This is a genomic window from Photobacterium ganghwense (genome assembly GCF_017329545.1).
Lineage (GTDB): Bacteria > Pseudomonadota > Gammaproteobacteria > Enterobacterales > Vibrionaceae > Photobacterium > Photobacterium ganghwense.
Window position 1 is genome coordinate 527,762 of the sequence record NZ_CP071326.1, and the last position, 22,034, is coordinate 549,795.

At 49.1% G+C, this 22,034-nt stretch carries 14 protein-coding genes; 6 read left to right on the forward strand and 8 right to left on the reverse strand.

What is annotated here, in order from left to right:
• Positions 1-219: 219 nt before the first annotated feature.
• From FH974_RS18320 to FH974_RS18330, 3 genes are all read right to left on the reverse strand, one after another.
• A complete protein-coding gene (locus FH974_RS18320) occupies positions 220-2,166 on the reverse strand; it encodes a glycogen debranching protein (RefSeq protein ID WP_047884601.1) in 1,947 nt (648 codons plus the stop codon).
• Between the two features lie 62 nt (positions 2,167-2,228).
• Positions 2,229-3,050, reverse strand: a complete 822-nt coding sequence (locus FH974_RS18325) for a MalM family protein (RefSeq protein WP_047884600.1) — start codon at positions 3,048-3,050, stop codon at positions 2,229-2,231.
• 148 nt (positions 3,051-3,198) lie between these two features.
• Positions 3,199-4,440, reverse strand: a complete 1,242-nt coding sequence (locus FH974_RS18330) for a maltoporin (RefSeq protein ID WP_047884851.1) — start codon at positions 4,438-4,440, stop codon at positions 3,199-3,201.
• Positions 4,441-5,454: 1,014 nt separating this feature from the next.
• Here FH974_RS18330 and FH974_RS18335 point away from each other — a divergent pair.
• Positions 5,455-6,657 (forward strand): potassium/proton antiporter, encoded by a 1,203-nt coding sequence (locus tag FH974_RS18335; RefSeq protein ID WP_047884599.1) that lies wholly within the window; start codon positions 5,455-5,457, stop codon positions 6,655-6,657.
• Positions 6,658-6,853: 196 nt separating this feature from the next.
• Here the strand turns inward: FH974_RS18335 and FH974_RS18340 are convergent, their stop codons facing one another.
• Complete coding sequence (locus FH974_RS18340) at positions 6,854-7,033, reverse strand: hypothetical protein (RefSeq protein ID WP_047884598.1); 180 nt, start codon at positions 7,031-7,033, stop codon at positions 6,854-6,856.
• Between the two features lie 403 nt (positions 7,034-7,436).
• The gene (gene malK / locus FH974_RS18345) at positions 7,437-8,546 is read right to left on the reverse strand and encodes a maltose/maltodextrin ABC transporter ATP-binding protein MalK (protein ID WP_047884597.1); all 1,110 of its coding nucleotides are present in this window, start codon (positions 8,544-8,546) and stop codon (positions 7,437-7,439) included.
• 605 nt (positions 8,547-9,151) lie between these two features.
• On the opposite strand from malK, the gene malE reads away from it, so the two are divergent.
• From malE to malG, 3 genes are all read left to right on the forward strand, one after another.
• Positions 9,152-10,333 carry a maltose/maltodextrin ABC transporter substrate-binding protein MalE gene (malE, locus tag FH974_RS18350; protein WP_047884596.1) on the forward strand — a complete coding sequence of 394 codons (1,182 nt, stop codon included), beginning with the start codon at positions 9,152-9,154 and terminating at the stop codon, positions 10,331-10,333.
• 117 nt (positions 10,334-10,450) lie between these two features.
• On the forward strand, positions 10,451-12,004 hold the full coding sequence (gene malF, locus FH974_RS18355; protein WP_242551992.1) for a maltose ABC transporter permease MalF: 1,554 nt from the start codon (positions 10,451-10,453) through the stop codon (positions 12,002-12,004).
• Between the two features lie 13 nt (positions 12,005-12,017).
• The gene (gene malG, locus FH974_RS18360) at positions 12,018-12,908 is read left to right on the forward strand and encodes a maltose ABC transporter permease MalG (RefSeq protein ID WP_047884595.1); all 891 of its coding nucleotides are present in this window, start codon (positions 12,018-12,020) and stop codon (positions 12,906-12,908) included.
• Between the two features lie 832 nt (positions 12,909-13,740).
• Here malG and FH974_RS18365 read toward each other — a convergent pair.
• Positions 13,741-14,304: a DUF1415 domain-containing protein gene (locus FH974_RS18365; RefSeq protein ID WP_207104061.1), complete on the reverse strand. Its 564-nt coding sequence runs from the start codon at positions 14,302-14,304 to the stop codon at positions 13,741-13,743.
• A 194-nt stretch (positions 14,305-14,498) separates the two neighbouring features.
• Positions 14,499-16,562 (reverse strand): exoribonuclease II, encoded by a 2,064-nt coding sequence (locus FH974_RS18370; protein WP_207104062.1) that lies wholly within the window; start codon positions 16,560-16,562, stop codon positions 14,499-14,501.
• 762 nt (positions 16,563-17,324) lie between these two features.
• Between FH974_RS18370 and FH974_RS18375 the strand changes: the two genes are divergently transcribed.
• The gene (locus FH974_RS18375; RefSeq protein ID WP_047884592.1) at positions 17,325-19,253 is read left to right on the forward strand and encodes a DEAD/DEAH box helicase; all 1,929 of its coding nucleotides are present in this window, start codon (positions 17,325-17,327) and stop codon (positions 19,251-19,253) included.
• Positions 19,254-19,566: 313 nt separating this feature from the next.
• Positions 19,567-21,276, forward strand: a complete 1,710-nt coding sequence (locus FH974_RS18380) for a phospho-sugar mutase (RefSeq protein ID WP_047884591.1) — start codon at positions 19,567-19,569, stop codon at positions 21,274-21,276.
• 226 nt (positions 21,277-21,502) lie between these two features.
• Here the strand turns inward: FH974_RS18380 and FH974_RS18385 are convergent, their stop codons facing one another.
• A complete protein-coding gene (locus FH974_RS18385) occupies positions 21,503-21,955 on the reverse strand; it encodes a hypothetical protein (RefSeq protein WP_047884590.1) in 453 nt (150 codons plus the stop codon).
• Positions 21,956-22,034 lie beyond the last annotated feature (79 nt).

Genomic DNA, 22,034 nt, shown 5'->3' on the forward strand with positions numbered 1-22,034 from the left:
AAGCCTGCATCCCGTCGTATCTTGTGCGCTTAGCACAAAGACGGATGACTCCCTCAGATATCAATCAGGAAGTATGAACCAGGTAGTGTTTCTCATCAGCCATCAGCCCGGCGAGTAACGCCGGACTGATGTTTTGAGGGACTTGACGACATCAGAGCAGGAACAGGCTTCTTTTGTGTCAGCTTGCTCTGTTTGATACCGTTTTACCGCACATCTCCATCAGGTGTCTATTGAAGCAGATTGCCGACAAAGTATCGTCATCGAATGGGCGCTTTGCATATAGGTGGTTTGAATCTCCCGGCTGCACACTGCCAGTTCAGAGGTATCACAAATAATTTTCCAACGGCTGTTTTCGGGCAGACGATACCGGGTCGGAATCTCAGAGCCATTAAACAGAAACATCAATTCATCACCGTGTTTATCCAGTCCTAGGGTTAATGCAAACGCTTCGATGTGTTGCCAGTCATCGGCATTCATTGGCGTTCCGTTTGAACGCAACCAGTTCACCCGGTGACGACCGCGATCGTGGCCGCTGAAGGCTTGTATAAACGGTGTCATGTAGGTTTGTCGGGCGTCAACCATGCACGACAACCAACGCTTGAAGTCTTCTTTGTCCTCACCCGGTGTCCAGTCAGCCCAACTGATGTCATTGTCCTGACAGTATGCGTTGTTGTTCCCTTTTTGGGTATGCGACAAGGCATCAACCGCCAGAATATGGGGAATCCCAAAACTGAAGAGCAGGGTGGCCATCAGGTTTCGTTTTTGGCGTTCACGGCGAAAGCGTACGGCATAGTTATCGGTGTCACCTTCAATGCCGTGGTTCCAGGAGCGGTTATCACCGTGGCCGTCACGGTTGTGTTCACCATTTGCCATGTTGTGTTTATGGTTGTAAGACACCAGATCTTGCAGGGTAAAACCATCATGGTAGGCAATATAATTGACTGGCAGTTTATGCGGCCAGAGCCCCGCACTGACCAGATCACGGGAACCCATGATTCGCGTAGCCAGCTCTCTGACATTATTGTCACGACGGAGCCAGTAGCTTTTCACGGTATCTCGGAATTTGTCGTTACATTCATTCCACGGTGACGGAAAATGGCCAAGCTGGTAGCCGTCTGGGCCAATATCCCAGGGTTCGGCGACCAGCTTGATACGCTTAAGCACCGGATCCTGCGCTATTGTTTTAAAAAACGCGCTGTCGGGTGCGAAGTAATGGCCATGACGTCCCAGTGTGGCCGCTAAATCGAAGCGGAAGCCGTCAATCTGGAACTCATTTACCCAGTACCGGAGGTTATCCAACACGATGTTCAGGCTGGGCTGATAGGTAAGATCGACCGTATTCCCGCAGCCGGTATAGTTGATGAAAGACTTGTCATGGTTCAGCAGGTAATACTTCTTGTCCAGCAACTTCAGGTGGAAGGCCGGCCCCTCTTCGCCGCCTTCAGCCGTATGGTTGAAGACCACATCAAGAATGATTTCAATGTTGTGCTCATGGTAGGTTTTCACCAGCTGTTTCAGCTCAGCAATCGGGTCTTCTGATGCGAAGCGGGCATCTGGTGCAAACCAGCTGAGTGGGTTGTATCCCCAGAAATTAGTCAGCCCTTTTTCCTGTAAATGCGGCTCGTCGTAACTGGTCGCAATCGGCAGAAGTTGCAGTGTAGTCACCCCGAGTGTTTTGAAATGCGCCAGAATGCTCGGGTGACAGAGGCCAAGGTATGTCCCACGAATATGTTCAGGAATACCAGGGTGCGATTGGGTGAAGCCTCTGACATGGACTTCATTGATGATGGTGCTGGCACGCGGAATGCGTGGATGGCGACTATTGCCCCAGTCAAAGGGTTGATAATAGGTCACGGCAGCCGGTACTTGCGTACTGAATGGATTCTCTGCCAGGCGAGTGGCGTACGAATCCAGAATCCAGACGATGTCATTGCCTTGTTTGCCCTGGTACGCGTATTTCACGCCATTGCCAAGGTCATGGATAAAGACAGAGTGAACACCGTGATTATGTGCAAATAGTGGGATAGTGCAGGGCTGGTCGTCGTGATCAAAAATAATCAGATTCAGGTGGAGGTGTGAAGGCGCGTGAATAGCAAAATTACAGCCTTCTTCCGATAGGGTCACACCTAAATCATGTGGTGAACCTGTTTCGAATTGCCAGTTCATGTTTCCCTCGAACAACGAATAAAGGCTGCCAAAGCAGCCTTTTATTACAGCAAAGACATCGCTTAGTGCTTCTCAACTGCCTTGATGAAGGTAGAACGGGCGTCTTTAATGCCCAGGCGTTCAGCCTCATCCAGCAGCTTCATTGCCTTATCTATATCTCCATTAATGACAGCGTTTTCGATCGAATTCAAGTAATAGCCGCGACTCTCTTCCATCGCCGGAGCCTGATCGGGGATGGGTTTGTTGAAGGTTACGGCTGCATTATCGAGCTGTGGCGAGGAGATACGCATGGCAAACCGTCCATATGGACTGTGTTGTGCGTAGGGATTCGGGATATCCGGCTCAACGGTGTGGCGCGCACGGGCATAGGCTTTAGCCGGGTGCAGCATCTCAGTCGACTGCTGAACATCTTGCGGGGTGGTGTACACCAAAATACGGACTTCATCGGTATTGTAGGCAGGCACAAAACTGAAATCGCCTTCTACACGGTCGCCGTCGAGCAACTTGGCTGGCTGGTAAGCGAACTGGTCAAAGCGATAGTTCTCCAGTTCCTTGTTGTTCTGATCAAGAATCTTGATGTTCGGAGCATAAATGGTGTTGTTAGCAAAGCTCTTTAGCTTCAGGGTGATAGCCCCACGGTTGGCGGGCACCTTGAAGGCCGCTATCGGGCCGGCACTGTCAGCGGCGTAGTAGGTCTGGCTCTTGGTATTAAGTTCAAAAGCGACATCTGATGGCAGCGATAGAGGTTTCCAGTCAATTTGTGCCAGTGAGGCATTGCGTTGCGCAGCTTGGGCCGCAGACGCTGAAGTATCAACAATATTCTCATTGCTGGCACAGCCACCTAGCAGAGCGGCAGCAATACAGAGGGGAAGCAGTTTTTTCATATTATCTTTACACCTTTTATGTGGCTGTATTTGAGCTCATGCGGTGAAATAGAGCATGAAATCAAATACAGCCAGTCTCGGGAGAGACTGGCTGTGGTATTACGTGTCGTGGTCAGTTATCACAAGATGGTGACCACCAGACAGTCGATTACCACCAAGCTTCAGCCTGGATACCTACGTTGTACTCAGTGTCGTTACCGGCACCGAACGCATTGTCGTTGTCGTAGTCAGACAGGTAGCTAGCGTAAACACGGATTTCAGGACGTGCCCAGAAGCTGTCGCCGGCAGACCATGCCTGAGCGATAGTGAACTTGCTGCCAGACTTGTCTTCACCTGATTTATCTTCGTCGTAGTAACCGGCTTCGAAGATAGTCTTCATGCTGTCATCCCATTTGTACATTGGACGAACCACAGCACTGAAGATGGAGTGGTCTTTAGCGTTATCAAATGAGGTATTTGCGTAAACCAGCTGGTGGCCGATTTCCCAGCTCTTAGCTGGCGCAATCACACCCCAGTTGATGATACGGTAGCCTTCTGCATCGTCGTTAGACGAAGCATTGAAGTAGTGACCGGCACCCAGGCCTGCCATTTGCTCACCAAAGCCTTCTGTGCCGTACTGCAGAACAGTTTTGTTGAAACCACCCAGGAAGTTACCTTGAGTCATTTCTGCTGTCAGCATCACACCATCGTTGTAGTTGTTGCCGACTTTCTGAGCGTCTGTTTCGTTAACCATGGCGTAGTTGACGCCCAGTTCCAGACTGGCATCAGACCACAGACCGATGCCGGCGTAACGCACGTCGAAATTGTTGACGTTCACATCGCCAGAATCGTCACGAAGCCATGCAACAGACAGTTTACCTGCGCCAAGAGAAAGGTTTTCTACACCGGCACCTGCACCAGACGTATCCCAGTAGTAGAAGTCAGAAATGTGGATATCATGACGTTGGTAGTAGCGCTTACCTGCCCACAGAACCGCCTCTTTGTCGCCGCTGAACAGGCCTTTCGCCTGAACATTGAACTGACGCAGTGCAACGCCCAGGTCGTCTTTACAGTTGATGGTGGAGTTTGATGATTCGAACTCACACGTTGAGCCAGTGCCTTCCCAGTCGTTTGAACCGTTTGATGTTACAGCCAGCATAGAGTCAACGTAGAAAGACTTACCATTCTGGTTGTACACTTCTTTGCCCAGACCAATTTCGCCGTAGACGTCGTTTTCGTTACCCAGACGGCCAACTTTGGCTTTCTCGTAAGAAAGGTTTGCGCCGTTTTCACCGCTGATCCCAACACCTGCACGCATGTAACCATGGAAATCTACACCGCTTTCAGCAAATGTCGCAGTGGACATCAGTGCAGCAGACACTGCCGCGGCAGTCAGACAAATCTTGTTCAATTTCATTACTGAAACTCCTTCATGGAACGTTATATTTTTTTATTTGCTTATAAAAGGTGGTGGGCTTCTTACGGATACAACCCGCCGCCTGAAATCCATTTGTAAAATGGGCGGGTTGTGTTCAAACCCGCCGGACCAGTAGGGTCACGTTCTCAAATAAACCGAGATAAGCGTGAATTCGACAGTGAAACTCATAGTGTTTACCTGATGCGTTTATATTGAGCCTCATCTGACGCATAAACATCCTCCTCCTCCCTCCTCCCTATGAGGATAGGAGGGAGGAGGAGTGTCCAGATCACGTTTTGTAGCCTTGGTATGGGGTGGAGGCATAAATTAGGGTTAAGTTGTGGTGCAGATCAAAATTTGAAACCTTTTGAGGCGGGCTGAAAGAAATTTAACATGACGATTATCACAGGTTTAGAGGCGTAGAAAGTGGCGTAAGGCGCCGTCTGATAAGGGCTCATTGTCACAAACTGCAAATTATCGTGATGAAAATCGCATAAAAATTTTGTGGTTCAATGTGTGGAAACTTGATGTTCATCACGATCAAATACGGGATAAATCAGGCGTGTTTTCAGAGGGAAACCCAGACTTATATTCATCATGCCGCTCTTTTGTCGGATAAAGGGGATTTTCAGCAAGTCTGCGAATCGAGCATCTAAGATGAGTATGAAAGAGGAGCATGAAACTGAGAGAAAAACGTTAAAGCATGATTGCCGTGATCACATCAGACACCACGTTTATTAAGAACAGAGAAAAGTGCCCCTGATTGTTGAACCGATGAATATCTCTGAGAAGAGTAAGAGCGAAAAAAGTCGATGAAAAGGCGAAGAGACACAGAAACAGTCAGACAGTCCCAGTAAGACTTTTCCCCGATTATCGAATGGTAAAAATATGCGCGAAATTAGTTGTTTTTTAACAGGTTGAAATGATTATTTGGTCTATTTCTTTGCCGGAAATTAACACTATTAGCATATACTAGTGCAAATACTTTCCTTGGCTAGGAGAACTCTATTGACCTTACAAATTGCATTTGTACTTATGGCTTGTCTGGTGGCGTTAGGCATCCTGCTGCATCAGCCATCTAAAACACTGGGTATCCCCTCGTTGCTGATTTTCATTGGTGTCGGACTGATGTTCGGTAACGGGGAATTTAACTTTATTTACGATAATCTTGCACTGACCTCACTGATAGGCTCAATTGCCCTGAATGTAATTGTATTTGTGGGTGGCCTGAATACTTCGACCAGCGCGATTCGGGTGGCGTTTAAAGAAGGCGGTATTCTGTCCACCATTGGCGTGCTGCTAACGACAGTGCTGCTTGGCGGCATGCTGTACTTTATTACGGATTTCAATTTCCTGGCCTGTTTGTTATTTGCTGCCGTGGTTTCATCAACTGACGCGGCGGCGGTATTTTCGATTCTTGAATCCAAAAAGCTCAAGCTGAAGCACAACACAGACACTGTACTTGAGTTCGAATCTGCGACGAATGACCCGGTGGCGTTGCTGATGGTGACTATCCTGACCGGTATTCTGGCGATGTCTGGTGATCCTGTTACCGTCGGATCCATCACGGTCACGCTACTGCAGCAAGTCGTGGTTGGATTGCTGGTGGGCTACGCTGTCGGAAAAATCTGTGTCGGCCTGCTAAATGCGATCAAACTTGAAGAATACGGTCTTATACCGGTGTTTGTGATGGCCTGCTTCTTTATTGCTACTTATGGCGGCGAGTTGCTGGGCGGCAACATCCTGATCGCGTCGTACGTATCAGGCGTGATGATTGGCAATAATTTGCAAAGGGGTCGGGAAGTCAGCCGACACTTCTTCAACAGCGTGTCGTGGCTGGCTCAGGCTCTGATGTTCATCATTCTGGGTTTGCAGTTCTTTCCGAAGGAGCTGTTCAGTGATGCCCTGGCGTCAATTTTGCCTGCGATAGCACTGATTTTTGTGGCTCGTCCGGCCGCGGTATTCCTGAGTTATCTGCCGTTTCGTAAGGTTGAGCGCAATAAGAAGCTGTTTATTTCCGCAATTGGCCTGAAAGGCGCAACGCCTATTGTGTTTGCGTTGATTCCGGCTGCGGCGGGTGTAGAAGGCGCACAACAAATGGCGCATATGGTGTTCTTTATTGTTCTGATTTCTGTTGTCTTGCAGGGCGCAGCATTGGAGCCTCTGGCAGACAAGCTGGGGCTACGTCAGGATGAGGAAACCTCAGCCTGAGCTTCTGTCCCTGTTGGCAGTGGCGGGAGACGGCGAGGTAAAACACGCTTTGCAGATCGTTGACTGTTCGGCCATTAAGGTAAAGTCAGATAAGACGTTAGATAAACAGAAAGCAAAACGCTGAAAAAACGGGCACGTTTGAACGTGCCCGTTTTTTTGTACCTATAACGCGGGTAGCGCTATCTGGGGAGGATCATTATTCGTCAGGGTAAATCCTTCCTTCAATTGAGTACGGCTCTCTGCTATCAAACAGACTTTTTTGACCTTTAAGCTTTTTCACTTCATTTTCCAGCATTTTTGCCTGCTGATAGTCGCCTTCCTGGTAGGCGAAATAGATACGCTGTTCAAGATCTTCGATTCTGTCACGATGGTTCATAGCTCGCTCCTCAATCAAAGTGACCAACATCAGGGGGGCTCAGCCCGGGTGTAAAATGGTGACACGGGCAGACCCATTATCCTAAGTGGGTACGTATTAAGTGTAGAATTGGTTCACTGTACGCTCCATGTTGATCCTGTATTGGGGACTCGATAGGGGAAGAGGTAAACCTGACGGAGTGACTCTGCCAAGGTGAACGAAACAAAAACGGCCGGTTAGAAAAACGGCCGTTTGGATTATTTATCTCTTGGAGTATTGAGGTCTAGGACTATTAAGGCCTAGCATATTAGGTCTTAGTTGCTTAATTAAAGACCCGACAGCTTAAAGCACTCAGTGTTCAACGATAAATGCCTGCTACCCGAGTGCTTGCAAGGCATCTACCATAAAGGCTGCTCTAGCTGCGTTAGACACCATCTTCCTGATACAGGCGACGGCAGGCAGTGCCATCACGATGGAACAGATGGCAGCGATGCGCAGGAATACCAACCGAAAAACGTGCGCCGGAATCGATAGATAGAGTGTCTGACTGACGGTAGATGAAGTCTGCATCCACACCTTCCAGTTCCAGGTAAACCTGTGTCTCGTGGCCCAGTTTCTCGACAACCAAAACGCGGCCTTCAATGCAGGCATCACCGTCGTCGCAAGGCACCAGGTGTTCAGGGCGAACCCCTAAAGACATGCGGTCACCTTTGGTCACCGTCGTGCCATCAACCTGAATCCAGAATGCTTTGCCGTTCGCCATTTGTACCATCACTCGGTCACTTTCCACTTCTTCAATGAATACGCTCATGAAGTTCATCTTCGGTGAACCGATGAAACCTGCGACGAAACGGTTTTGCGGATAATGGTATAGTTCCAGTGGTTTTCCGACCTGAGACACAAATCCGCCATCAAGTACCACAATCTTGTCTGCCAGAGTCATGGCTTCAACCTGATCGTGGGTAACGTAAATCATGGTGCAGCCCAGCTGCTTGTGTAGCTTGGCCAGTTCGATACGCATCTGCACACGCAGGGCAGCGTCGAGGTTAGAGAGTGGTTCATCAAGCAGGAAGACGTTAGGTTGTGCAACCAGTGTACGACCGATGGCCACACGCTGACGTTGGCCGCCAGACAAGGCTTTTGGCTTGCGCTCTAGCAGATGTCCGAGTTGAAGAATTTCTGCCGCGTGGTCAACACGACGTTTGATTTCAGCCTTATCGGCTTTGGCCAGTTTCATCCCGAATGACATGTTGTCAAACAGGTTGAGGTGAGGATACAAAGCGTAAGACTGGAAAACCATGCCGACTCCGCGCTGAGAGGGCGGCACGTCGTTCATGCGTTCTTCACCAATAAACAGGTCACCTGATGTGATGTCTTCCAGACCGGCGATACAACGTAGCAGGGTTGATTTACCGCAGCCCGATGGACCAACAAATACCACAAATTCCCCTTCAGCGATGTCAAGATCGACATTCTTGGAAATCAGGTTATCTCCATACGCTTTACAAACGTTTCGTAAAGTCACACTCGTCATCGAGCTTATCCTCTAAGTTTGTTGTTGCCTGCAAGGTGCAATGATATTCAGCTTGCACCTTACCGGTAAAGAATCCTGAACGGCAGTTGAAAAAAGGGGTAGCGTCATCACACATCGCTGACGTGAAATGAAGCGCTACCCTGACTCAATCTACTCCATTTACTTCCCCAAGAAATAAAGTAGCCCTGTCGTCTCCAATAAAGTGGTCACAGTGAAAACAAAAATAAATCGTCAAAAGCGTCTTCAACTACCCCGATGAGTATGGAACCAATTTTACCCAGACGGGCAAGCTGAACATCCTCCTTATTGATAAATAAAAAGGGGGATGAGGGGGGGAGGAGTACATGGATCACACTTTATAAACCTGTACACCGATAATGAAAAAACGGCAGGTTACCATGTGCGCATAATCACAAATGCACCTCATAATTAGATCTGCGTCACCATCCGAGATGACCAAGATCACGCTTTCAACTTAGAGGGGATGGGGGCGTAGGGCACAGGATGATGTTCAGTGCCTTTTGAATATGGATGATAGACCCTGACAATTTTGTTGCAGTCAGGTTCTGCAACATTGCAAATAACAATCACGAAGGATGTTAATAATGAAGAAAGTCCTCAGCACAGTCACTTTATGTACCCTTGCTGCTCTTGGCTCCGTTCAGGCGCACGCTGCGATTGAAGAAGGTCAACTGACCATCTGGATTAATGGTGATAAAGGCTATAACGGCCTGGCAGAAGTGGGTAAAAAGTTTGAAGCTGACACGGGTATTAAAGTAACCGTGTCACACCCTGATGCGCTGGAAGAGAAATTCCCGCAAATGGCTTCTACAGGTGACGGCCCAGACATCATTTTCTGGGCACATGACCGTTTTGGCGGTTATGCGCAGGCTGGCCTGCTGGCTGAAATCAAACCTTCTGATGATTTCAAAGCTAAGTTTGTTGATTTCACCTGGGATGCCGTTTCTTACAGTGGTAAGTACGTGGGTTACCCGGTTGCAGTTGAAGCACTTTCTCTGATTTACAACAAGGATCTGGTTGCCAACCCACCGAAGAACTGGGAAGACATTGCTGCTCTGGACAAAGAACTTCAGAAAAAAGGCAAGCGCGCCATTATGTGGAACCTTCAAGAACCGTTCTTCACATGGCCAATTCTGGCAGCTGATGGTGGTTACGCGTTCAAGTTCACAGCGAATGGCTATGATGCCAAAGACGTGGGCGTGAATAACGAAGGTGCCAAACGTGCCATGAACTTCGTGAAAAACCTGGTCGACAAAGGTGTGATTGCAGCAGATGTTGACTATTCTATTGCTGAGTCTGGCTTCAATCAGGGCAATGTGGCAATGACCATCAACGGTCCTTGGTCCTGGTCAAACATTGATAAAGCCGGTATCAACTACGGCGTAACGCTGCTGCCTAAGTTGAACGGTAATCCGTCCAAGCCTTTCGTTGGCGTACTGACTGCGGGCATCAGCACGGCGTCGCCAAATCAGGATCTGGCTGTTGAGTTCCTGGAAAACTACCTGCTGACTAACGAAGGTCTGGCTAAAGTGAACAGTGACACCCCTCTGGGTGCGGTCGCTCTGAAATCCTTCCAGCAAGAACTGAGCTCTGACAAGCGTATTGCTGCAACTATGGATAACGCAATGAACGGTGAGGTAATGCCAAACATTCCTCAGATGTCTGCCTTCTGGTATGCCGAAAAAGCGGCAATCACCAACGTAGTAACAGGTCGTCAGTCAGTGGATGATGCACTGAATACTGTTGCCGAGCGTATGACGAAGTAATTGCTTCCATAGTTATACCGTCACAAAGGGGGAGGGGACTCCCCCTGTTCAGAAGTACTGTGAGGATCTCTAATGCAGTCTCATCAAGCGGCCGATATGTCAGTTGTGAAGACCGATATGGCAAATCAATCAAAGCCAAAATTAAGTGCCAGCCATAAATCCTGGTTGAAGTGGGCTTCGTTAGGGTTAGTCAGTTTTATAAACGGCTACGCTACCATTCTTATGTATGCTCGCGGTGAGTATGCATTCGCCCTGTTAACGCTCGTTTTGACTTCACTGGGCGTGTATATTTTTGCCCGTAAGCAAACCTACGCTCACCGTTATATCTTTCCTGGCGTGGCCGGGATGATTTTGTTCATCATTTTCCCGCTGTTATATACCGTCGGCTTGTCATTCACCAACTACAGCGGCAGTAACCAGCTGAACCTGGAGCGTGCGCAGAATGTACTGATGCAGCGCACTTACCAGAGCGGCGACAGCTATAACTTCTCCCTGTATGAGCAGAATGGCAATTTCAGCATCGCCCTGAAAGATGGCGATCAGTGGTACAGCACTGATTTCTATGATTTGAAAGCACTGCCGACTGATGAAGATGTGGCACTGCGCCCGGTGGATGTGCCAGCTGGCGAACAAGCACCACTGAAGACCGTGATTCAGAACCGGACCGGTATCAGTGGCCTGGTGCTTGCCACGCCGGGTGGTACAGAGCTGAAAATGTCTGGTCTGCGTCAGTTTGCGGAAATCCAGCCGCTGTATGTGTTGCAAGAAGATGGCGAGACGCTATACAACACCCGTGAAGACAAGACACTGAAACCAAACTACGAGATTGGTTTCTACCAGCAGGTTGATGATAACGGTAACTTTGTCGGTGAACCGATCGCACCGGGCTTTATTGTGAATATCGGTATGGATAACTTCGCCCGCATTATGTCGGACCCGGGTATCCAGCAACCATTCTTCAAGATTTTCATCTGGACCGTTATTTTCTCGGCGCTGACCGTTGTGCTGACACTGGCTGTTGGTGTGATTCTGGCTCAGATTGTTTCATGGGAAGCATTGAAAGGGCGTGGTGTTTATCGTGTCTTGCTTATTCTGCCTTATGCGGTACCGGCCTTTATTTCGATTCTGATTTTCAAGGGGCTGTTCAACCAGAGCTTCGGTGAAATTAACCAGCTACTGCAAGGACTGTTCGGGTTGAGCCCGGCGTGGTTTACGGACCCGTTCCTGGCGAAAACTATGATCATCATCGTGAACACCTGGCTGGGTTACCCGTACATGATGATTTTGGCCATGGGTATGCTTAAGGCGATACCGGATGACTTGTACGAAGCCTCTGCGATGGATGGTGCCGGCCCGCTGGATAACTTCTTCAAGATTACGTTGCCATTGCTGGTCAAGCCGATGATTCCTCTACTGATTGCCAGTTTCGCATTTAACTTTAACAACTTCGTGCTTATCCAACTGCTGACCAATGGTGCGCCGGATATGATTGGTACCAGTGTTCCTGCTGGTCACACAGACCTGCTGGTAAGCTACACCTACCGTATCGCATTCGAAGGTGCAGGCGGTCAGGACTTTGGTCTGGCCGGGGCAATCGCGACAATTATCTTCCTGCTGGTTGGTGGTCTGTCACTGCTCAACATGAAGTTCACCAAGCTGGAATCAGAGTAAGGAGTGCTGAAAAATGGCTATGGTTCAACCTAAATCGCTTAAATATCGTATTTGGGCAACCCATATTGGTATGTGGTGTTTCCTGGCGCTGATTATGTTCCCGCTGCTGATGGTGATTGCGATTTCTTTCCGGGAAGGTAACTACGCATCCGGTGAGCTGATCCCAAGCAATCCATCTCTGGAGCACTGGAAACTGGCGCTGGGTATCGCTGTACAAAATGCTGATGGCTCTGTAACGCCACCCCCGTTCCCGGTACTGACCTGGCTGTGGAACTCGGTGAAAGTGGCTGGCTTGACCGCAATTGGTATTGTGGCGCTGTCTACCACGTGTGCTTATGCATTTGCCCGCATGAAATTTGCAGGTAAAACCATGATTTTGCGCTCGATGCTGATTTTCCAGATGTTCCCGGCTGTACTGGCTCTGGTTGCTCTGTACGCGCTGTTCGACCGTCTCGGCGCCTACGTGCCGTTCCTGGGTATGAATACACATGGTGGGGTGGTATTTGCATATATGGGCGGGATAGCCCTTCACGTTTGGACAATCAAAGGTTACTTTGAGTCGATTGATAACTCTTTGGAAGAAGCCGCTGCGCTGGATGGGGCAACCCCATGGCAGGCATTCCGTCTGGTGCTGCTACCGTTGTCAGTGCCTATTCTGGCGGTGGTCTTTATCCTATCGTTCATTGCTGCGGTAACGGAAGTGCCGGTTGCATCGCTGCTGTTGCGTGAAGTCGACACCTACACGCTGGCTGTTGGTATGCAACAGTATCTGTACCCTCAGAACTACTTGTGGGGTGACTTCGCGGCGGCTGCGGTATTGTCGGCGCTGCCAATCACCCTGGTATTCCTCCTGGCACAGAAATTCTTGGTTGGTGGCCTGACAGCGGGCGGCGTGAAAGGTTAACGGCAGCCTTTGAACCGAGTCTTCCGTAAAGCGAGTGGCTTCTGGAATAAATAGCGAAAAAGTAAAGCACATCAGGGCCTGCATATGCAGGCCCTTTTTTATGTGTTTATTCGCTTATATTTGGCGAGTTAACTGAGTCACTATCAGGTTTTGAAAAATGAGATTTCAGTGTTTGAAGTGAATGTTTGACGAGAATGAATACGGTCAAACGATATTATATGAAACGTTAGGCGATGGCTGATTTATTATTAGATTTATCAGGAAATTGATAATATAACGTATTAAATTTGATGAGTTTTGTAGTCTTTTTTATTTCCCATTCAGCTTGAGACTGTTATTATAATTTGTGTGGGGTATGTTGAGTACCTCATCTAATAACCTTAATAATAACACGCTTGTCGGTTCACTTAGGCAAGTGTTTTAAGCCGGAGTCTGACGTTGGTTTGGCCGCCGATCCGTCAGCAATAATTCGCGCTTATCTATATTGGCGTTGCTGCATAGCTGGGCTTGTTTTCTTTCGGGAAGGCAAGTTGACCTTAGTAACCGAACCCGATATCCATGGTCGGGTTTTTTTATATCTGTAATTTCACGCTCGCGTTTTCTGTGTTGCCTTTCTGTGTGCTTCTTTTGTGAACGTCATTTATGAGCTTCTATTTATAATGGCTTTCTGAGTGGATTCCTCGCAATGCGCTCTCGATCCCTAGATGCCAAGTCACTTAAGCCGCTATTCAGGACAGCTAAGTCAAGACAGCTAAGGCAATGCCCTAAGCCAAGGGACAAAAAACGCCTGTTGAGATAAAACCCAACAGGCGCTTATGCAAATCAATACGGATTACTTTTTAAGAAACGGGAACAGCGTTGCCACTTCCTCTGGTGTCAGGGCTTCTACCCGTTCAATGTTTCGCTCCGGGATCCCTTCAGGGTCAGGATAGTGTTTCAGAACTTTTTCCATGCTGTCTTCACGGATCAGATGGAAAATCGGGTAGGGCGAGCGATTGGTCAGGTTCTCTGCATCATCTGGGTGCGTGCCGTAGAAGCAGTAGTCCGGGTGGAAACTGGCAATCTGATAAATACCATCATAACTGGCTTGAATAAGTAGGCCATCAAGAATATCGAGAAACTGATTGTAGTCATCGAAACTCTCAAACAGATTCGGGGTGACAACCAATGTCGTTTCAAGGTCTTCAACAGGCGTCGTATCAAGTTCCTGCATCTGGCGGTAGATGTCTTCTAGCGCATCATTTTCTGTTGAAGCCTCACTGACGTGAATCTTAATTTGTTTATTGCGCTGTGGCTTAGCGGCAAACGGACACAGGTTCAGTCCGATCACGACGTTGTCCAGCCATTGCTGGACGGCAGTATGAACCGTGTTGTGATCTGATGTTGTTGATGACATAGCTGACTTCTTTTCGTAGTTATTGTACGTATTCGTTTAATCATGTTTGCAGGCAAGCAGATTGGTTGCACTGCGGATCGTAATGACAGCCTGAAAACTCAGGTAAGCAAAACAATCAATGTGCCCTGAACAAAGTATAAGGGCCAGCATCTGCTGACCCTTATTATTCTGAACAGTTTTTCTGAATCAGCGAATTATGCTTTTTCAGCTTCTGTTGTTTCTGATGTTACAGACGCTTCAGTCGCCGCAGATTCCACCGCAGGGGCAGTTGTTTCAGCTTCTGGCTTGTCTGATGGCAGATCAGGGTACTGCTTCACTGGTTTCGCAACCAGCTGACGGGTAGCAGCACGAACTTCAGCAATAACCACTTCGAAGTGGTCACCCAGTTGGTATTCGCGCACTTTGTCGATATTAATGATACCCAGATCGCCGTTACATTCGATACGCTCTTTGTTATCCAGGATAAGCGGAGCAGGAATGAAGGCCGCAGCACCGTTTTCGAGCAGACGCACGCGCATACCGGCACGGTTGATATCGAATACCTCAGCTGTGAAGACGGTACCTTCTTTAACAGCATCTTTCAGTAGGCGAACGTATAGCCAATCAGCCACATCACGTTCAGCCATGCGATGGTTACGACGGTGCGTTGCAATTTCTTCACCTACGCTGTCATCTGGCGTTTGTACCGGCTCCAGACCTGAAATCACCGCTTTCAGCAGACGATGGTTAATCATGTCGCCGTATTTACGGATAGGCGATGTCCAGGTCGCGTACACATCTAGACCCATTGCGTAGTGTGGAGCTGGCTTGTTGCCCACTTCACTGTATGCCTGGAACTTACGCAGACGATTGTCCAGATAGGTAGTGTCCTGATCGTTCAGCCAGCGGCGCAGCGCACTGAAACCTTCAAGCGTCAGCAGATCGTCTTTTTCAAACGGAGCTTCAGCGTTAGTCAGGAATTCCATCGCTACATCCAATTTTTCCGGATTGAAGCCGCTGTGGAAGTTGTACACACCCAGACCGAATTTTTCTTGCAACACGCGGCCTGCACAGATGTTAGCTGTGATCATGGCTTCTTCAATCATGCGGTTTGCAGTACGGCGAGGATCGGTATGAATCGCGATGACATCGTTATCTTCGCTCAGCTCAAAGCGGTAATCAGGACGATCCGGGAAAACCACGGCATGCTTGGCGCGCCATTCGCTGCGTGCGTTGGCCAAACCATGCAGGGCTTTAACCTGTTCAATCACGACGTCAGACGGTTCCCAGCCTTCACACTGGCCATTTTCCAGCAGATCAGACACATCGTCATAAGCCAGGCGGCCATGAGATTTGATCCACGCTGCGAAGAAGCTGATATCGTTCTGAATAACACCGTCTTTATCGATGGTGACACGACAGCACAGAGCCGGACGGGTCTCACCTTCCATCAGAGAACACAGTTCGTCACTCAGTTCACGTGGCAGCATTGGGATATTGCGGCCTGGCAGGTAGATGGTAAAACCACGCTGACGGGCTTCATCATCCATCTTGTCGCCAACGGTGATGTAAGACGTTGGATCCGCGATAGCGACCGTCAGTTCAAAACTGCCGTCTTCGTGAGCAACTGTATAGATGGCATCATCCATATCTTTGGTTGACTCACCATCGATAGTGATGAATGGCAGATCAGTCAGGTCCTGACGCTCCAGGCCTTCTTCCAGCATGCTCCAGCTTTCCTGTGGGGCTGGTTCTGCATTTGGCAGATCGTGACGTGCCAGAGTTACCCACCAAGGCGCAATTTTGTCATTGCTGTCAGTGATTTTCTCTTTCACTTCACAGAAGAAAGTTTTGTTATCACCGACCAGCGGGTGGCGGGTCATGTGAGCAACTACCCAGTCACCTTCTTTAAGAAGTTCAGGATTCAGACCTTTAACAGGGCGAGCCTTGATAGCGTCCTTTAGTTGCGGGTGATCCGGCACGACATGCAGGCGGTCGCGGATCAGTTTAATGCGGCCGATAAAACGGCTCAGGAAAGGCTCAATCAGTTCTTGCGGTTCAGCAACTTCACGCTCTTTCTCTGTACGAATCACAGCGATAACACGGTCACCGTGCATCACGTTCTTCATATAGGTCGGTGGAATGAAATAACTTTCTTTGTTATCGACTTCAAGAAAGCCGAAACCGCGGTCAGTGGCTTTGATGCTGCCTTCTTTCTTAGGAAGCGTTTCCTGAATCTGTTTTTTAAGTTGTGCTAGTAAAGGATTATCTTGAAACATTATGCCCGGTCTCAGGTTGTTAACTCGGACACTATAAAGTTTTCGGCCGCTAAAACCAAGTTTCTCGGGAGGAAGACACAGGAATGTCACAGAAAGATATACTGAAAAGAGGCTCAAATAGCGGATGGTATAAAAATTGTGACCGATAAGGCTGCTTATATATGTATCCGTTATAAAGGGTAAGGAACAAGGGGGAAGGGACACGTTGCGGGCGAAGAAACCCAGCGATATAGCTTTGGTTTCAGCCAGCAATAAGCAGTAAGTGGCTAGCTGAAGCAATCGGCTTAGGAATGTCGGAATAGGCATAAAGAGGGCTAAACGTAACGGTTTTGTGAGCTGTAGAACGTAATAATTGAGCCAGATGCGTTGTTTTTAAGACGGGTTGTGAAAAGCCGACGTGGGAGCGAAGCAGAACGGTGTATTCGGCGCCGTTATTTAGGGAAAGCCATGAAATTACTGTGTTTGTAAGGCACTGAACGGGGCGGTCAGGTTTGCCAAGGTGGGACTTCAGACGCTATCACTTGCATAGAAAATGCGTCGAAAAGAAACAAAAAACGGCAAGTCATTGGGCGAATTGTTTAAATAGTAGTTTCTTGAAAGTTAATTTGTGACAGCGCTCAATTTTTTCTGGCTTTTTATCGAGTAATGGCGCACAATGCGCGCCTTCACTATTGTCGAGGCCCAAGCTTGTGGTTGCTGTTGCAGAACCGTTTTATAGCCTTAGGGGCCCCGTTTTATGTTCGATTATTTATTGGGATCCCAATGCAAGAATCTGTTACAGAATTTCGCCAGTTAGACCTGGCCGACACACTACTATCCGCACTTGACTCAATGGGCTTCGTTGCGCCGACTCCAATTCAGGCGGCGTCTATTCCTCTTCTACTTGCCGGTAATGATGCGCTGGGTAAAGCGCAGACAGGTACGGGTAAAACAGCTGCATTCTCACTGCCGCTGCTGAACAAACTTGATCTGAACCAGCACAAGCCACAAGCCATCGTTATGGCGCCGACTCGTGAGCTGGCTATTCAGGTTGCAGCTGAGATTAAAGTTCTTGGTCAAAACATCAAGGGCCTGAAAGTTCTGGAAATTTACGGTGGTGCTTCTATCGTTGACCAGATGCGTGCTCTGAAATCAGGCGCTCACATTGTTGTGGGTACTCCTGGTCGTGTTAAAGACCTGATCACTCGTGATCGTCTGCACCTGGACGAAGTACACACTTTCGTTCTGGATGAAGCAGATGAAATGCTGAAGATGGGTTTCGTTGATGACGTAACCTGGATCATGGAACAAGCGCCTGAATCGGCACAGCGTGTTCTGTTCTCAGCAACTATGCCTCCAATCGTTAAGGAAATCGTTGATCGTTTCCTGCGTGATCCAGCGCGTATCGACGTAGCCGGTGAAAACCGTACTGTTGCTAAAGTTGAGCAGCAGTTCTGGGTTGTAAAAGGCGTAGAAAAAGATGAAGCAATGATGCGTCTGCTGGAAACAGAAGACACTGACGCGTCAATCGTGTTTGTACGTACTCGTCAGGATACCGAGCGTCTGGCTGACTGGCTGTCTGCGCGTGGCTTTAAGGCTGCGGCACTGCACGGTGATATTCCTCAGTCACTGCGTGAGCGTACTGTTGAGCACATCAAACGCGGTGTGATTGATATCCTGGTTGCAACTGACGTTGTTGCTCGTGGTCTTGACGTGCCACGTATCACGCACGTATTCAACTACGACATCCCGTTCGATGTAGAATCGTACATCCACCGTATCGGTCGTACAGGCCGTGCCGGTCGTAACGGTAAAGCGATCCTGCTGGTTCGTACCAACCAGATTCGTATGCTGCGCACTATCGAACGCGTGACTAAATCACGCATGGAAGAAATCCAACTTCCTCTTCGTGATGCTGTTGCTGAAGCCCGTCTGAGCCGTCTGGGCCAGGAGCTGGAAGCTCAGAAAGAAGAAGCAAGCCTGGAGTCTTTCGTTGAGCTGGTAGAAAAGCTGCAAGAAAGCATCGAAGTTGACGCGGCAACACTGGCTGCAATGCTGCTGAAGCGTCAGCAGGGTAACCGTCCTCTGTTCTACAAAGGTCCGGACCCAATGATCGCTGCAGTTGAGCGCGACAAGCAGCGTCGTGACCGTCGTCGTGATGACCGTGGCGAGCGCGGTGAACGTGGCGAACGCGGTGAGCGTCGTGAGCGTCGTACTTACAACACTGCTGACTGGGATACTTACCAGCTGCAAGTGGGCCGTGAGCAAGGCGTACAGGTTAAAGATATCGTTGGCGCAATCGCAAACGAGCTGGGCCTGAACAAAGACAGCATCGGTGCAATCAAACTGGCTCCTGAGCACACTTACGTTCAGCTGCCTAAGAAACTGCCAAACGAAGTTGCAGCTCAGCTTAAGAAGCTGCGCATCCGCCAGAACGACGTGAAAGCGGTTGTGGTAGAAGACGATGTACTGCGTGAGCACCGTCGTGGTGGCCGCGAAGGCAACCGTGGTGAAGGCCGTGAAGGCAACCGTGGTGGTTACCGTGGTAATGCCAATAATGGCAGCCGTGAAGGTTTCCGCCCACGTCGTGACGGTGAGCGTCGTTTCGACCGTAACCGTGGCGGCGATAACCGTGGCAGCTTCCGTGGTGAACGTAACCACGGTAGTACGGGTGCGCCACAGCGTCGTAGCAAGCCTCGCTTCGAAGACTAATCGTCTAGCGTAAAGCACTAAATCGTAATCCAGCCCTTAGGGGCTGGATTTTTTTTGCCTGTAAAACGCCCCTGCCAGTTGAATATAGCAATATTTACATTTGAGTTGATAATGGTTATCAGTTAGATTGTTTGGTCGCCACATTGAGACAGATTTCGTTGTCCCATGTAGCACAACCTCTATACTTTTTTCAGTTGTTTCTGAACTGTACAGAACCCTTGGAAGGACGGTGTGCTGATGCAGCACGTAAACGGCCTGACAATTTCGCCGTTAGGGCGGGTTCAATAGCATTCTTAAATGGTAGGACTTCCATATGAATACAGAAGTATCAACTTGGCTGGCACGCGATCCCGATCCGGTTACAAGAGAAGAATTACAACGGCTTATTGATACGAATGACCGTGATGCGCTGGAAGATCGCTTTTCATCTCGACTGGCGTTCGGTACTGCCGGATTGCGTGGGATTGTTGGCGCAGGACCCAATCGCATGAACCGCCTGGTGATTCAGGAAACGGCACTGGGACTTGGGAAGTACCTGCTGGCCACTTTTAGTGACGCAGCCTCACGAGGCGTGGTGATTGGTTATGACGGTCGTCCTGACTCCTCACAGTTTGCCCGTGATGCAGCCGCTATGCTGGCCTCACTGGGGATTAAGGTCTACCTGACTGAGAAAGTGGCCCCTACACCGCTAGTGGCATTTGGTGTCCGTCATCTTGGAACGGCTGCCGGTATTGTTGTGACTGCCAGCCATAATCCGCCAGCGTACAATGGATTTAAAGTGTATTGGGACAATGGCGCGCAGATCATTCCTCCACATGATTCAGGGATAGCAGCACAGATTGATATTGCAGCATCTGAACCACTACCGGTGATGAGTGTGGAAGATGCTGAGCATCAAGGGCTGTTGACCTGGCTGAACGGTGACTTTTACACTGAGTACCGTAAAACGCTCAATAACAGTGCGATTTTGTCCAATCATCAGCAGCCGGAGGCGGTTAGTCTGGCGTATACCGCGATGCATGGTGTTGGAGCTGACATGGCAGAGCAGTTGCTGGCTGATGCTGGTTTTAAAAATGTGTACAGCGTTAAAGCCCAACGCGAGCCGGACGGAACTTTCCCGACGGTGAATTTCCCCAATCCAGAAGAAGCCGGTGCGATGGATATGGTGATCGCTGAAGCCAAAGCCCATGATGCAATGCTGGCTTGTGCCAACGATCCTGATGCTGATCGCTTTGCGGTGGCAGTCAGGACGGAAGATGGCGAGTACAAAATGCTGACCGGTGATCAGGTCGGTGTGTTGTTGGGTCATTACCTGCTTACCCATGCTGCGCCGGAGCAAAATCTGGTTGGTACCACTATTGTTTCTTCTAGCTTGTTGAAGAAAGTTGCTGAGGCCGCTGGGGCGAAGTATTACCAGACATTAACCGGCTTTAAATGGCTGACCAACATTGCCATGCAGAAGCAAACCGGGGACAACCAGTTCTTGTTTGCGTATGAAGAAGCGCTGGGTTACACCGTGGGGCAGACCGTGTGGGACAAAGACGGCTTGTCAGCCTTGGTGGCCTTCGCACAGTTGACCTCAGAATTACAGGCTCAGGGTAAAACGATCTGGAACCGGTTGGAAGATATTTACCGTGAACACGGTTTTTACCTTAATGCGCAGCGGAGTATTGCCCTGGATCCGAGCTCGCCACCGGTTGGTGACAGTTTACGTACCACACCACCAGAAGCCATTGCAGGTCGCGCTGTGGTTTGCATTGACGATTTGAAAACATCGCAGCGCCAGTATGCTGATGGTAAGGTGGGAGCTATCGACCTGCCTGCGAGTGATGTGCTGATTTACTGGCTGGATGACGATTCCCGTGTGGTTGTGCGCCCGTCCGGTACGGAGCCAAAACTTAAGTGTTACTACGAGGTGGTAGAGCCGATTGGCCATGAAGATTGTCTCAAACATGTCCAGCAGCGGGCGGCTGAAGCGATGGACGATCTGATCACCAAACACCAGGCATCTTTACCGAAATAGTTTACCGAAATAGCGAGATGGAACACTGGTATCTGCGAAAGCTTCAAAGATCGCGATAGGTTTTAGCGGATAACAAATAGCCGGGCATAATCGCCCGGCTAATTTTTATAATGACTTTTGTTTTAACGCGTTGCTGCGGTGACTGGCTGCCTTTGTCCGATAAACAACTCATCGTATAAGCAACCTGTTCTAAACCAGCTTGTTCAATGAACACTCAGCTTAAAAGTTATTGGCTGCGTTTTTCGTTAAGTTCTGCGTAGGTATGTAGCAGCTCGGTCAGCACTTTAATCCAGCCAAACGCGTCAGAGGGTGCATTTGGAAGAATTTTTTCTACCTGATCACAATGTTGTTCCAGTGTCACTGCCTCTTCCAGATTGAAAGAGATCGCGTAAAAATGCCAAAGCAGCAAACGCGTCATGCGCTCGGTATTTTGAGACGCATTGTCAGACTCACTAAACGCACCTTTCACTTCGCCCAGCGCAATGGCTGTCATACGTAACATCGCATCAAATTGCGCCGAAATAAGTCGCTCCTGACTGTCGACTTCTTCTTTGTCAAACGTAAACAATTCCTGCATGACATCTTCCGGCACCATGCGGCTCACCACTCGGTGGCTGAATTCTTCCAGTTCATGACGCGGCATGGTCATCAGGCATTCGAGTTTATAATCACGTTCCATAATTTTCGGCTTGATCGTTCAGTTAAAAATAGAATTCCCGCGTTAACATCATCACTATTTCGCGTAAAAACGCGGTGTG